The following is a 12160-nucleotide window of genomic DNA, read 5'->3' as shown; positions in this document are numbered from 1 at the left end:
CTAGGCCTGCTGCTCGGCTTTCAGCCACGCAATTTCATCTTTCCAGATATCGGGATTGATGGTTTCCAGAATCAGCGGGATACCATCGAAGCGGGGATCTTTCATCAGCCAGCTGAACACCGTCCTGCCGATATTTCCTTCTCCCAGACTGTGATGGCGGTCAACGCGGCTGTCGAAGGCGCTCTTGGCGTCGTTCAGGTGCATGCCACGCAGATACTGAAAACCGACGATGCGCTCAAAGCTGGCAAAGGTCGCTTCGCAGTCTGCCTCGGTACGCAGATCATACCCGCCGGCAAACGCATGGCAGGTATCAATGCAGACCCCGACACGCGATTTGTCTTCGACATGCTCAATAATGGTGGCGAGATGCTCGAAGCGGAAGCCCAGATTACTGCCCTGACCGGCCGTATTTTCGATGACGGCGGTAACGTTCTGCGTCTGGTCGAGCGCGACATTGATCGACTCGGCGATGCGCTTCAGGCAGCTCTCCTCATCGATCTGATGCAGATGGCTGCCGGGGTGGAAGTTCAGCAGCGTCAGCCCCAGCTGGTCAGCACGCCGCAGTTCATCAATGAAGGCCGCGCGGGATTTCTCCAGCGCCTCCTCAACCGGATGGCCCAGGTTAATCAGAAAACTGTCGTGCGGCAGGATCTGCTGTGATGTGAAGTGATAAGTCTCGCAGGCGGCGCGAAAAGCATCAATAACCTCAGTGGTCAGCGGGGCGGCCTTCCACTGACGCTGATTTTTAGTAAAGAGGGCGAAGGCGGTGGCTTCTAATTCATGGGCGCGGATCACGGCCTGATCCACTCCCCCTGCCGCACTGACGTGTGCGCCAATATATTTCATGCCTTTCTCCTGGGGCTATGCACGGATGAAACGGCATGATACCCGATGCGCTTAGCCCATGAAATGTTGCACCAGCAGATTGATCGTGCCACCGCCTGCGATTAACCAGCCAAAGACCAGCGCACCCAGCAGCAGGGGTTTAACGCCCGCTTCACGTAGCGCGCTGAAACGGGTGGTTAAGCCCAGCGCGGCCATCGCCATCGCCAGCAGCAGGCCAGCCAGCTGATTCAGTGAGGCCACCAGCGCCGCAGGCAGCAGCTGCAGCGAGTTAAACAGCGCGACCGCAATAAACAGTAAGGCAAACCAGGGAAAGGTTACCGGCTGACGGGCGCGGCCCTGACGCCCGCCGCGCAGCATCGTCCCCAGGCAGAGCAGGAACGGGGCCAGCATCATCACCCGCAGCATCTTGGCAATAACCGCGCTGTTTTCGGCTTCCGGGCTGATACTGTGTCCGGCTGCTACCACCTGCGCCACTTCATGAATCGTGGACCCGGTGAAAACGCCAAACTGTGCAGCACTCAGAGCCGGAAACAGATGATGCGCCAGCGGCCAGAGCAGGGGATAGATGAAGATCGCCAGCGTGCCGAACAGCACCACGGTCGCGATGGCCACCGCGACTTTCGACGGCGCGGCTTTGACAACCGGCTCGGTCGCCAGCACCGCTGCCGCACCGCAGATGCTGCTGCCTGCGCCAATCAGCCAGACGGTTTCGCGATCCAGCTTCAGTAACCGGATACCCAGCAGACAGGTGATAAAGAAGGTGCTGCTCAGCGTCAGCGCATCGATCAGGATGCCGCTGACGCCGACATCGGCAATCTGCTGTAAAGTAATACGAAAGCCAAACAGGATAATCCCGAGCCGCAGCAGCTTCTGCTTCGCCAGCGCGACGCCGCTGTCGCAGTGTGATGAGAGAGGGGAATAGACGCTATTCCCGACCACGATGCCCAGCATGATCGCCAGCGTCAGTGAACCCAGTCCCAGCCCCGCGATCAACGGCTGTTGCGCCAGCCAGCTCGCCGCAGCGGCGAGCGCGGCGGTCAGCAGCAGACCGGGAAACAGGCGCACAACGGGATAGTGCGTTTTAACGATGCTCAGTTCGGCCATAAGGGTCACTCCTCTTCAGTGAGTGTCGATCATGGCGCGCACTGGCTTAAAAGTGAAATTGATAATATATTTATAATCAACCGGAATAAACGATAAGGCCGACATTATGAGCGTTTTGCGTCTGCGCCGCTGGGCAACGCTGATCAAGAGGGATGTGCTGGTACTCTGGTTCGCCTTTCGCGACCCGCGCACGCCCTGGTGGAACAAGCTGGGCATGCTGGGCCTGGTCGCCTATGGCGTCAGCCCGATCGATTTCATCCCGGATGTGATCCCGTTTGTGGGACTGCTGGATGACGCGGTCATTATCCCGACCGGTGTTATGCTGCTGCTGCGCCTGCTGCCACGTGAGGTGCGCATCAGCAGCAGCGAAAGAGCCGCAACCCGGCGTTCCCGCGGCAAAAAAATCGCAGGCTGGCTGGTGGTAGTGGGGCTGATCTGGCTGGCGCTGATCATCTATCTCGTCAGACATTAACAGACTTAAGGATCGACGATGCACATTACGCTGCGGCAAATCGAAGTCTTTACCGAAGTGCTCAAGAGTGGCTCGACGACCCAGGCGTCGCAGCTGCTGGCGCTGTCGCAGTCGGCGGTCAGCGCGGCGCTGGCCGATCTGGAGAGTCAGCTTGGGGTTCAGCTCTTTGATCGGGTCGGTAAACGACTGGTGCTGAACGAACATGGCCGCCTGCTTTATCCCCGCGCCGTGGGTCTTCTGGAGCAGGCGGGGGAGATTGAGCAGCTGTTCAAAGAGGACAACGGGGCCATCCGCATCTTCGCCAGCAGCACCATCGGTAACTATCTGCTGCCGGGCATGATGGCGGCCTGGCGACGCGATTTTCCCGGCCTGCCGCTGGAGCTGAGCGTAGGCAACAGTCAGGATGCGATTCAGGCGGTCTCCGACTTCCGCGTCGATGTCGGCCTGATTGAGGGGCCGTGCCATATGACAGAACTGGTCAGTGAACCCTGGCTGGAGGATGAGCTGGTGGTGTTTGCCGCGCCGGATGCGCCTGTTCTGCAGCAGCCGGTCACCCTGAAAACGCTGGCGGACGCCCCCTGGATCCTGCGCGAACGCGGCTCCGGCACCCGTGAAATCGTCGATTATCTGCTGCTGTCTCACCTGCCGAGCTTTCAGCTGGGGATGGAGCTCGGCAACTCTGAAGCGATTAAACATGCGGTGCGCCACGGCATGGGGATCAGCTGCCTGTCGCGCCGGGTGATCGCCGATCTGCTGGAGGCGGGAACGCTGATCGAACTGGCTATTCCGCTGCCGCGCCTGACCCGGACGCTCTATCGCATCCATCACCGGCAGAAGCATATTTCCAAAGCGCTGACGCGCTTTTTATCCTACTGCCGTGAGTGACCGCTAATAATTCGGGCGCGATCATGAACTTAACTAATAACAGCGTGGCTTCGCTATACAGAGGCGAGCTGGCTGCTACAATCTCGCCTCATTTTTACCCTTCGTAGCGTTTACACATGCATAATGACTCAAAAACAACACAACAACCTGCGTTACAGCGTGCACTAAAAGCACGCCATCTCACCATGATCGCCATCGGCGGCTCCATCGGAACCGGCCTGTTTGTCGCATCGGGTGCCACTATTGCTCAGGCCGGACCCGGCGGAGCACTTCTCTCCTATATGCTCATCGGTCTGATGGTCTATTTCCTGATGACCAGCCTGGGTGAACTGGCGGCATTTATGCCCGTGTCCGGTTCGTTTGCCACCTACGGCGCAAAATATGTCGAAGAGGGCTTTGGTTTCGCACTCGGCTGGAACTACTGGTACAACTGGGCGGTGACCATCGCGGTTGATCTGGTGGCGTCACAGCTGGTGATGAATTACTGGTTCCCCGACACGCCAGGCTGGATCTGGAGCGCGCTGTTCCTGGGCCTGATGTTCCTGCTCAACTACATTTCCGTCAAAGGCTTTGGTGAAGCGGAATACTGGTTCTCGCTGATCAAAGTGGCCACCGTGGTGATTTTTATCGTGGTTGGCGTGCTGATGATCACCGGCATTATGCGCGGTGCAGAACATGCGGGCTGGCATAACTGGCAGGTGGGCGAAGCGCCGTTTGCGGGCGGTTTTGCGGCGATGATCGGCGTGGCGATGATTGTGGGATTCTCCTTCCAGGGCACCGAGCTGATCGGTATCGCGGCGGGCGAATCTGAAGATCCGGCAAAAAACATCCCGCGTGCGGTGCGGCAGATCTTCTGGCGTATCCTGCTGTTTTACGTCTTCGCGATTCTGATTATCAGCCTGATCCTGCCGTACACCGATCCCAAGCTGCTGCACAATGACATCAACGATATCAGCGTCAGTCCGTTCACCCTGGTGTTCCAGAATGCCGGTCTGCTGTCAGCGGCGGCGGTGATGAATGCGGTGATCCTGACGGCCGTGCTGTCAGCGGGTAACTCCGGCATGTACGCCTCAACCCGTATGCTTTACAACCTGGCCTGTGAAGGCAAAGCGCCGCGGATTTTCGCCAGACTCTCTAAAGGCGGCGTGCCGCGTAATGCACTCTGGGCGACGACGGTGGTGGCGGGACTCTGCTTCCTGACCTCGAAATTTGGCAATCAGGAGGTTTACCTCTGGCTGCTGAACACCTCAGGCATGACCGGTTTTATCGCCTGGCTCGGTATCGCGATCAGTCACTACCGCTTCCGTCGCGGCTATGTCGCTCAGGGACGTGACCTGAACGCGCTGCCTTACCGCTCCGGCTTTTTCCCGCTGGGTCCGATTTTCGCCTTTGTGCTCTGCCTGATCATCACGCTGGGTCAGAACTATCAGGCGTTTCTCAACGACACCATCGACTGGTACAGCGTAGCGGCCACCTACATCGGCCTTCCGCTGTTCCTGATCATCTGGTTCGGCTACAAGCTGACGCGCGGCAGCCGTTTCGTGAAGTACAGCGAGATGGAGTTCCCGGTTCATAAAGATTAGTTCTGTGCGCTGACTCCTGCGCACGGTGCCTGCCGCAGTTCTGGCAGGCCGCAGGAATCGTGAAGCGATGGGAGCCTGTGCCTGTAGCAAAGCATAGCGGGCCAGGGATGGTCCGCGCTGAGCCCGCCACGGATGGCGGGTTTTGCGTCTTTGCGAAAGGCACAGGCTCCCTGAGCCATTCTCCCGCCTGCAACACCGTTTTTTACCCTTTTTTCACGTCTCGCTTATCTTCACGAATTGATAATTATTATCACCTGCACTATTGTGGCTGCGTTTTCTGACAGGATAGCCACACAGGGTTAAAACATGACTACCGAAACTTCGCTGCTGGCGGGAGAAGAGACGCGTCAGCACAGCATGCATAGCTACCACCTGGTGCTGCGTCGCCGCGTCATCTGGATCGGCGTGCTGCTGCTGGCCATCATCGCCTCGCTGATCCTCGACTTCACGCTGGGTCCGGCCGGACTCTCGCTGGAGACGCTGTGGAATACGCTGCTCAGTCCCGATAGCGTCGACGCCGGAACCCGCGTCATCGTCTGGGATATCCGTCTGCCCTATGCCCTGATGGCGATTGTGGTGGGTCTGTCGCTCGGCCTCGCGGGCGCAGAAATGCAGACCATTCTGAATAACCCGCTGGCCAGCCCCTTTACTCTCGGTGTCTCCTCGGCGGCGGCATTTGGTGCCGCGCTGGCCATCATCCTCGGCGTCGGCATCCCCGGCATTCCTGACCAGTGGTTGATCTCCGCCAACGCCTTCGTTTTTGCGCTGTTTGCCGCCCTGATGCTGGACGGCATCACCCGCTGGACCCAGGTCTCCTCGGCGGGCGTGGTGCTCTTCGGCATTGCACTGGTCTTTACCTTCAACGCGCTGGTCTCCATGATGCAGTTCATCGCCAGCGAAGATACCCTGCAGGGGCTGGTTTTCTGGACCATGGGCAGCCTGGCGCGCGCCTCCTGGGAGAAGCTGGGCGTCCTGACCGTGGCGCTGGCGGTCCTGGTGCCGTTCTCCATGATGAGCAGCTGGAAGCTGACGGCGTTGCGGCTGGGTGAGGATCGGGCGGTCAGCTTTGGCATTGACGTGCGTCGTCTGCGTCTGGCGACGCTGCTGCGCATCAGTATTCTCTCGGCGCTGGCCGTGGCCTTTGTCGGCCCGATTGGCTTTATCGGCCTGGTCGCTCCCCATATTGCCCGCATGATGTTTGGTGAAGATCACCGCTTCTATCTGCCAGCCAGCGCGCTGGTCGGAGCGCTGGTGCTGTCGCTGGCCTCGGTCGCGTCGAAAAATCTGCTTCCGGGCGTGATCATCCCGGTCGGCATCGTCACCTCGCTGATTGGCGTGCCGTTCTTCCTGAGTATTATTCTGCGTCACCGGGGGACAGTGTGATGGAACAGGGTCTGACGTTACGCGGCTTCAGTGCCGGTTACCCAAAACATAAGGTGATTGAGAATCTCAACGTGACGCCGCTGCCGCGTGGGGAGATCACCGTGCTGCTGGGGCCCAACGGCTGCGGCAAATCGACACTGCTGCGGGCCCTGGCCGGACTGAACAAAGGGCAGGGCGAAATGTGGCTCAACGGCGAGGATCTCATGACCCAGCCGTTTGCCCGCCGGGCGAAGAACGTGGTCTATCTGCCGCAGTCCCTGCCTGCAGGCGTGCATCTGCATGTGCTGGAGTCGATCATTGTGGCACAGCGCGCCTCCGGCGGCCTGCACAGCGCCAGCAGCGAAGCCGAAATCATGCACCTGCTGGAGCAGCTGGGCATTGCCCATCTGGCGATGCGCTATCTCGATCAGCTCTCCGGCGGACAGAAGCAGTTAGTCGGGCTGGCACAGTCGCTGATCCGTCGCCCTGAGCTGCTGCTGCTGGATGAACCGCTGAGCGCGCTGGATCTCAACTACCAGTTTCATGTGATGGATCTGGTGCGGCGCGAAACCGCCCTGCGCAACATCGTCACGGTGGTGGTGGTGCATGATATCAATATTGCGCTGCGCCATGCGCAGCATGCGCTGATGCTGAAACAGGGGGCACTGGTAGCACAGGGGCAGCCGGATAAGGTGATTACGCCCGCGACCCTGGCGAAAGTCTATGGCGTCGATGGACGAATCGAGCACTGCTCGCGCGGCATTCCGCAGGTGATGATTGATGGCCTGACCGGTCCGGCGCTGGTCTGACACAACAGCAGGCCGTTACCGGCCCGGCATCGTGCAAAAAAGTTCAGGGCCGCAGTTGCGGCCCTGATTTTTTACGCCAGAAGATGCTGCGCGTGGAAGCGCAGGTGATCTTCCACAAAGCTGGCGATAAAGAAGTAGCTATGGTCATAGCCCGGCTGAATGCGCAGCGTCAGCGGGAATCCCACCTCACTGGCCACGCTTTCCAGCCGCTCCGGTTGCAGCTGGTCGGCCAGGAACTGATCGCTGTCGCCCTGGTCGATCAGGATCGGCAGACGATGCGCCACCTCCGCCATCAGCTGACAGCTGTCATATTCCCGCCAGGCCGCCGGGTCATCGCCCAGATAGGCCTGAAACGCTTTCTGACCCCACGGCACCTGCATCGGGTTTACAATCGGTGCGAAAGCCGACGCCGAAGCAAAGCGGTTGCCCAGACGCAGCGCCAGCATGAGCGCGCCGTGTCCGCCCATGGAGTGACCCATGATCGACTGACGGTCGCTGACCTTAAAGTTATCCGCAATCAGCGCAGGTAACTCGCTGCTCAGGTAGTCGAACATGCGGAAATGCGCGGCCCAGGGCTGCTGGGTGGCATTGAGATAAAATCCCGCTCCCTGACCCAGATCGTAGCCCTCATCGTTGGCCACCTCATCGCCGCGCGGGCTGGTGTCCGGCATAATCAGCACCAGACCCAGCTCCGCCGCCACCCGCTGCGCGCCCGCTTTGGTCGTGAAGTTCTCATCGTTGCAGGTCAGCCCGGCCAGAAACCAGACCACCGGTGGCGGCGCATCGCCCTGCGGTTCAGGCAGATAGATGCTGAAGGTCATCGGGCAGTTCAGCACGGCCGACGCATGACGCCAGCGCTGCTGCCAGCCGCCAAAAATACGGTGTTCTTCCAGTAGCTCCAGAGTGGATGCCATAACGCCTCCTGATTACCTGTTGAAATGCACAACCGAGCGGATCGATTTTCCTTCGTGCATTAAATCAAAGGCGTCGTTGATCTCTTCCAGCGGCATGGTGTGGGTGATGAAGTCGTTCAGGGCAAATTTACCGTCGAGGTAATCCTGCACGATACCCGGCAGCTGTGAGCGGCCTTTCACGCCACCGAAGGCGGAGCCGCGCCAGACGCGCCCGGTCACCAGCTGGAACGGACGGGTAGAGATCTCTTCACCGGCACCGGCCACACCGATAATCACGGACTCGCCCCAGCCTTTGTGGCAGCACTCCAGCGCGGAACGCATGACGTTGACGTTGCCGATACATTCAAAGGAGAAATCCACGCCGCCATCGGTCAGCTCAACAATCACCTCCTGAATCGGCTTATCGTAATCTTTCGGGTTGATCAGGTCAGTGGCACCCAGCTTGCGCGCCAGGTCGAATTTGCTGGTATTGATGTCGATGGCGATGATGCGGCCGGCTTTCGCCATTTTGGCACCGATAACGGCCGACAGGCCAATGCCGCCGAGGCCGAAAATCGCCACGGTGTCGCCTTCTTTCACTTTGGCGGTGTTCATGACCGCGCCCATGCCGGTGGTGACGCCACAACCCAGCAGGCACACTTCTTCCAGCGGCGCTTCTTTACTGATTTTAGCCAGTGAGATCTCCGGAACGACGGTGTACTCCGAGAAGGTCGAGGTGCCCATATAGTGGAAAATCGGTTTGCCATCTTTAAAGAAGCGGGTGGTGCCATCCGGCATCAGACCTTTACCCTGGGTTGCACGGATCGCCTGACAGAGGTTGGTTTTACCCGACAGACAGTACTTACACTTGCCGCACTCCGGAGTGTAAAGCGGGATGACATGGTCACCCACTTCCACGCTGGTCACGCCTTCACCTACGGCTTCCACGATGCCGCCGCCTTCATGGCCCAGGATCGCCGGGAAGACGCCTTCCGGATCGGTGCCGGAGAGGGTGTAGGCATCGGTATGGCAGACGCCGGTCGCGACGATACGCACCAGGACTTCGCCTTTCTGCGGTGGCATCAAATCCACTTCTTCAATTTTCAGCGGTTCGCCAGCAGCCCAGGCAACGGCGGCACGGGTTTTGATCATTTTCATGCAATCCCTCTTCCAGTCAGATTGTGACGCACGGTGGCGCCAGGTGGTCGTGATTAATCAGAGCCAGGCTCTTAAACATAGCGCGGAACGCTTATTCCGCCGCCTGTAAGGGGTAGATCAGCTCATCATTGAGCGGCCGATCGTCAAATTTTTCGATAATCAGGTACTTCAGCGCCTCCACGTTGGGAGTAAAGGCGTCCCGTCGCCACATCAGCCAGGTGGCCGTATTGCGATAAGCAGGGGGGAGGGTGTGCGCCTGCACCCGTGAACGGTCCGGCATCTGTTTCAGCACCGAGGCCGGGATCATGGCGACGCCCGCACCGCCCGCCACGCAGGCCAGCATGGCGTGATAGGACTGAATCTCCATCACATTGTCCGGCGCGGTCTGGCTGTCGCGATACCAGCTCTCCAGCTTCACCCGATAAGAGCAGCTGTTGCGGAAAGCAAACAGGGTATCGTCCTGCACATCGCGGGCGGTGGTGATAGGGGCATGATCCAGCCCGGTAATCAGCACCATCTCCTCGCGAAACGCGATGCAGCCGTTCAGGTCATCATGCGCCACCGGGCCATCCACCAGCGCCGCCGCCAGGGTGCCTTCACGCACCCGATCGATAATTTCGCCCGAAGTGCCGGTAATCAGCGAGAGGGCAACACCGGGAAAGCGCTGGTGATAGGCGGCCAGTAAACCGGGCAGGCGGGTGGCGGCGGTGCTCTCCATCGAGCCGAGCGCAAAGTTACCCGCCGGTTCACCGGTGCGGGTCATGCTCAGCGCTTCTTCACTCAGGGCCAGAATGCGCTGCGCATAATTGAGGAAGTTATGGCCCATCGGTGACAGGCGAATGCGCTGCTTCTCACGAATAAAGAGGTCCACACCCAATTCTTCTTCCAGCTGACGCAGCCGCGTGGTGAGATTAGAGGGTACGCGATGCAGCTGTTCGGCGGCGCGTGCCAGGGAACCCGTTTCGGCGACGGAACAGAACATACGTAGTTGTACTAAATCCATATCTTCTCTTCCTGTAAACAAGTTGGTCATGATTATTCACTTTTCGTGAGTGTAAACATCCTGCAAGCTGTTAGCAAGTCAGAAAAGATCCCAGCCCGAAACCACAGGAGTTCAGCCATGGCGTTACGCGTCGCGCTCAGCGCGTTCTTAACTTTGTTTGTCGCGATGGGTATTGGCCGGTTTGCCTTTACGCCACAGGTGCCACTGATGATTCAGGCGCACCAGCTGACCCTCACCAGCGCCAGCCTGGTGGCCGCACTCAACTATCTTGGCTATCTCTGTGGCTCGTTCGATGCCATGCGGGCGCATAAGCGGGTAGAGCTGCGCCTGACGGCGGGCATATGGGGCGCGGTGATCCTGACGCTGCTCTCGGCCTGGGCCAGCGGGCCGTGGCTGCACGGGGCCATTCGTTTCCTGATCGGCTGGGCCAGCGGCTGGGCGATGGTGCTGGTGGCCGCCTGGAGCAATGAACAGCTGCATCGTCATGGCCGGGCGGGGCTGTCGGCGGCCGTGTTTGCCGGGCCAGGCTGCGGCATCTTTGTCAGCGGCCTGCTGGGGGTGGCGCTGCACACGCTGCAGGTCTCCGCGGGGCTGGCCTGGGCCGCCTATGGCGCACTGGCGCTGCTGCTGGTGGCGCTGATTGCCCGTAACCTGCCCCGGCGTGGCGAGCTGCATCGCCCCGATCAGGCCCCGGAGCCGCTGGTGCTGGACCGCAACCTTAAACGGCTGGTGCTGAGCTACAGTCTGGCGGGCTTTGGCTACATCCTGCCTGCGACCTTCCTGTCGCAGATGGCTGCTGCGCGTTTTCCGGATGGCGCATTCGCCCAGTTTGTCTGGCCGATTTTTGGTGGCGCAGCGATGGTGGGGATCCTGCTGGGCATCCTCACGCGCCACCTGGGGCGCAGCCACGTCCGTCTGGCGCTGGTGCTCTGGGCGCAGGCGCTGGGGGTCTTTGCGGCGGCGCTGCTGCCGGGCTTCAGCGGCCTGCTGGTGGGCGCATTGCTGGTCGGCGGCGGCTTCCTCAGCGTGGTGCAGCTGTCGCTGCTCTGCGCGCGTGAGCTGGCCCCCAGTCATCTGCGCTATATGGCTGGCCTGCTGACCACCGGCTATGCCGTGGGACAACTGGTGGGCCCGCTACTCTCGTTTCTCTCCACCGCCTTTTTACACCGGCTGGAACCCGCCCTGTGGGTGGCCGGCGCGAGCCTCATCTGGGCGGGCCTGCTGGTCTGGCGGCGGAGCCGATAAACGCTTTCTTCACCAATCTGATTGATTGCTGGATTCCCCGCAAAGAAAGTTTCACAATACGCGCCTGATTACAGGGCCCGCCGCAACAGCCGACGGGCGCAACACCCAGCCGGAGAAGAGTACGATGAGCACCCTAAGTCAGGAAGCTGCCCTGGTTCATGAAGCGCTGCTGGCGCGTGGCCTGGAAACGCCATTACGCGCACCGACACGCGACATTGATGACAATACGCGCAAGAGCCTGATTGCCGGGCACATGACCGAAATCATGCAGCTGCTGAATCTGGATCTTGAAGATGACAGCCTGATGGAAACCCCGCATCGCATCGCGAAGATGTATGTGGATGAGGTCTTTTCCGGTCTCGATTACGCCAACTTCCCGAAAATCACCGTCATTGAAAACAAGATGAAGGTGGATGAGATGGTGACCGTGCGTGACATCACCCTGACCAGCACCTGTGAACACCACTTTGTGATTATCGATGGTAAAGCGACCGTCGCCTATATTCCCAAAGATAAGGTGATTGGCCTGTCGAAAATTAACCGCATCGTGCAGTTCTTTGCACAGCGCCCGCAGGTGCAGGAGCGTCTGACACAGCAGGTACTGGTTGCCCTGCAGACCCTGCTCGGCACCAACAACGTGGCCGTTTCCATTGATGCGGTGCATTACTGCGTGAAAGCGCGCGGCGTGAAGGATGCCACCAGCGCGACCACCACCACCTCACTGGGCGGCCTGTTCAAGTCCAGTCAGAATACCCGCCAGGAATTTTTGCGCGCGGTACGTCATAGTTGAGTTAACGGCG

The 12160-nt window shown here is 59.7% G+C and carries 12 protein-coding genes; 7 read left to right on the top strand and 5 right to left on the bottom strand.

Annotated features, from left to right (window positions below; genetic code table 11):
• The gene (gene nfo / locus AC6I7A_RS12555) at nucleotides 1-846 is read right to left on the bottom strand and encodes a deoxyribonuclease IV (RefSeq protein ID WP_058956715.1); all 846 of its coding nucleotides are present in this window, start codon (nucleotides 844-846) and stop codon (nucleotides 1-3) included.
• A 51-nt stretch (nucleotides 847-897) separates the two neighbouring features.
• A complete protein-coding gene (locus tag AC6I7A_RS12550) occupies nucleotides 898-1950 on the bottom strand; it encodes a YeiH family protein (protein WP_058956714.1) in 1053 nt (350 codons plus the stop codon).
• A 106-nt stretch (nucleotides 1951-2056) separates the two neighbouring features.
• On the opposite strand from AC6I7A_RS12550, the gene AC6I7A_RS12545 reads away from it, so the two are divergent.
• The 5 genes from AC6I7A_RS12545 to AC6I7A_RS12525 all read left to right on the top strand — a co-directional run bounded on the left by AC6I7A_RS12545 (nucleotide 2057) and on the right by AC6I7A_RS12525 (nucleotide 7061).
• Nucleotides 2057-2422, top strand: a complete 366-nt coding sequence (locus AC6I7A_RS12545) for a YkvA family protein (protein ID WP_058956713.1) — start codon at nucleotides 2057-2059, stop codon at nucleotides 2420-2422.
• Nucleotides 2423-2440: 18 nt separating this feature from the next.
• On the top strand, nucleotides 2441-3307 hold the full coding sequence (yieE, locus tag AC6I7A_RS12540; protein ID WP_009089154.1) for a DNA-binding transcriptional regulator YeiE: 867 nt from the start codon (nucleotides 2441-2443) through the stop codon (nucleotides 3305-3307).
• Nucleotides 3308-3423: 116 nt separating this feature from the next.
• Nucleotides 3424-4890: an amino acid permease gene (locus AC6I7A_RS12535; RefSeq protein WP_046102232.1), complete on the top strand. Its 1467-nt coding sequence runs from the start codon at nucleotides 3424-3426 to the stop codon at nucleotides 4888-4890.
• A gap of 306 nt (nucleotides 4891-5196) precedes the next feature.
• Nucleotides 5197-6273: a FecCD family ABC transporter permease gene (locus AC6I7A_RS12530; protein WP_058956712.1), complete on the top strand. Its 1077-nt coding sequence runs from the start codon at nucleotides 5197-5199 to the stop codon at nucleotides 6271-6273.
• The gene (locus AC6I7A_RS12525) at nucleotides 6273-7061 is read left to right on the top strand and encodes an ABC transporter ATP-binding protein (protein WP_058956711.1); all 789 of its coding nucleotides are present in this window, start codon (nucleotides 6273-6275) and stop codon (nucleotides 7059-7061) included. The genes AC6I7A_RS12530 and AC6I7A_RS12525 overlap by 1 nt, the downstream gene beginning before the upstream one ends.
• Before the next feature lie 71 nt (nucleotides 7062-7132).
• Here the strand turns inward: AC6I7A_RS12525 and fghA are convergent, their stop codons facing one another.
• The 3 genes from fghA to ptrR form a co-directional block, all read right to left on the bottom strand.
• Entirely contained in the window at nucleotides 7133-7975 is an 843-nt protein-coding gene (gene fghA / locus AC6I7A_RS12520) for an S-formylglutathione hydrolase (protein WP_046102229.1), read from the bottom strand.
• A 12-nt stretch (nucleotides 7976-7987) separates the two neighbouring features.
• Nucleotides 7988-9112, bottom strand: a complete 1125-nt coding sequence (locus tag AC6I7A_RS12515; protein ID WP_009089162.1) for an S-(hydroxymethyl)glutathione dehydrogenase/class III alcohol dehydrogenase — start codon at nucleotides 9110-9112, stop codon at nucleotides 7988-7990.
• A 91-nt stretch (nucleotides 9113-9203) separates the two neighbouring features.
• Nucleotides 9204-10115 (bottom strand): putrescine utilization regulator PtrR, encoded by a 912-nt coding sequence (gene ptrR / locus AC6I7A_RS12510; protein WP_033736177.1) that lies wholly within the window; start codon nucleotides 10113-10115, stop codon nucleotides 9204-9206.
• Nucleotides 10116-10232: 117 nt separating this feature from the next.
• On the opposite strand from ptrR, the gene AC6I7A_RS12505 reads away from it, so the two are divergent.
• Both AC6I7A_RS12505 and folE read left to right on the top strand, forming a co-directional pair.
• Nucleotides 10233-11360, top strand: a complete 1128-nt coding sequence (locus tag AC6I7A_RS12505; protein ID WP_058956710.1) for a YbfB/YjiJ family MFS transporter — start codon at nucleotides 10233-10235, stop codon at nucleotides 11358-11360.
• A 124-nt stretch (nucleotides 11361-11484) separates the two neighbouring features.
• A complete protein-coding gene (gene folE, locus AC6I7A_RS12500) occupies nucleotides 11485-12150 on the top strand; it encodes a GTP cyclohydrolase I FolE (RefSeq protein WP_009089168.1) in 666 nt (221 codons plus the stop codon).
• Nucleotides 12151-12160: the final 10 nt, after the last annotated feature.

It is taken from the genome of Type-F symbiont of Plautia stali (genome assembly GCF_059731105.1).
This window is presented reverse-complemented; position numbering and strand designations above follow the sequence as displayed.

Bases quoted from the DNA above. Each gene is read 5' to 3' on its own strand.
- nfo (WP_058956715.1), bottom strand. From the start codon at position 846: ATGAAATATATTGGCGCACACGTCAGTGCGGCAGGGGGAGTGGATCAG.
- AC6I7A_RS12550 (WP_058956714.1), bottom strand. From the start codon at position 1,950: ATGGCCGAACTGAGCATCGTTAAAACGCACTATCCCGTTGTGCGCCTG.
- AC6I7A_RS12545 (WP_058956713.1), top strand. From the start codon at position 2,057: ATGAGCGTTTTGCGTCTGCGCCGCTGGGCAACGCTGATCAAGAGGGAT.
- yieE (WP_009089154.1), top strand. From the start codon at position 2,441: ATGCACATTACGCTGCGGCAAATCGAAGTCTTTACCGAAGTGCTCAAG.
- AC6I7A_RS12535 (WP_046102232.1), top strand. From the start codon at position 3,424: ATGCATAATGACTCAAAAACAACACAACAACCTGCGTTACAGCGTGCA.
- AC6I7A_RS12530 (WP_058956712.1), top strand. From the start codon at position 5,197: ATGACTACCGAAACTTCGCTGCTGGCGGGAGAAGAGACGCGTCAGCAC.
- AC6I7A_RS12525 (WP_058956711.1), top strand. From the start codon at position 6,273: ATGGAACAGGGTCTGACGTTACGCGGCTTCAGTGCCGGTTACCCAAAA.
- fghA (WP_046102229.1), bottom strand. From the start codon at position 7,975: ATGGCATCCACTCTGGAGCTACTGGAAGAACACCGTATTTTTGGCGGC.
- AC6I7A_RS12515 (WP_009089162.1), bottom strand. From the start codon at position 9,112: ATGAAAATGATCAAAACCCGTGCCGCCGTTGCCTGGGCTGCTGGCGAA.
- ptrR (WP_033736177.1), bottom strand. From the start codon at position 10,115: ATGGATTTAGTACAACTACGTATGTTCTGTTCCGTCGCCGAAACGGGT.
- AC6I7A_RS12505 (WP_058956710.1), top strand. From the start codon at position 10,233: ATGGCGTTACGCGTCGCGCTCAGCGCGTTCTTAACTTTGTTTGTCGCG.
- folE (WP_009089168.1), top strand. From the start codon at position 11,485: ATGAGCACCCTAAGTCAGGAAGCTGCCCTGGTTCATGAAGCGCTGCTG.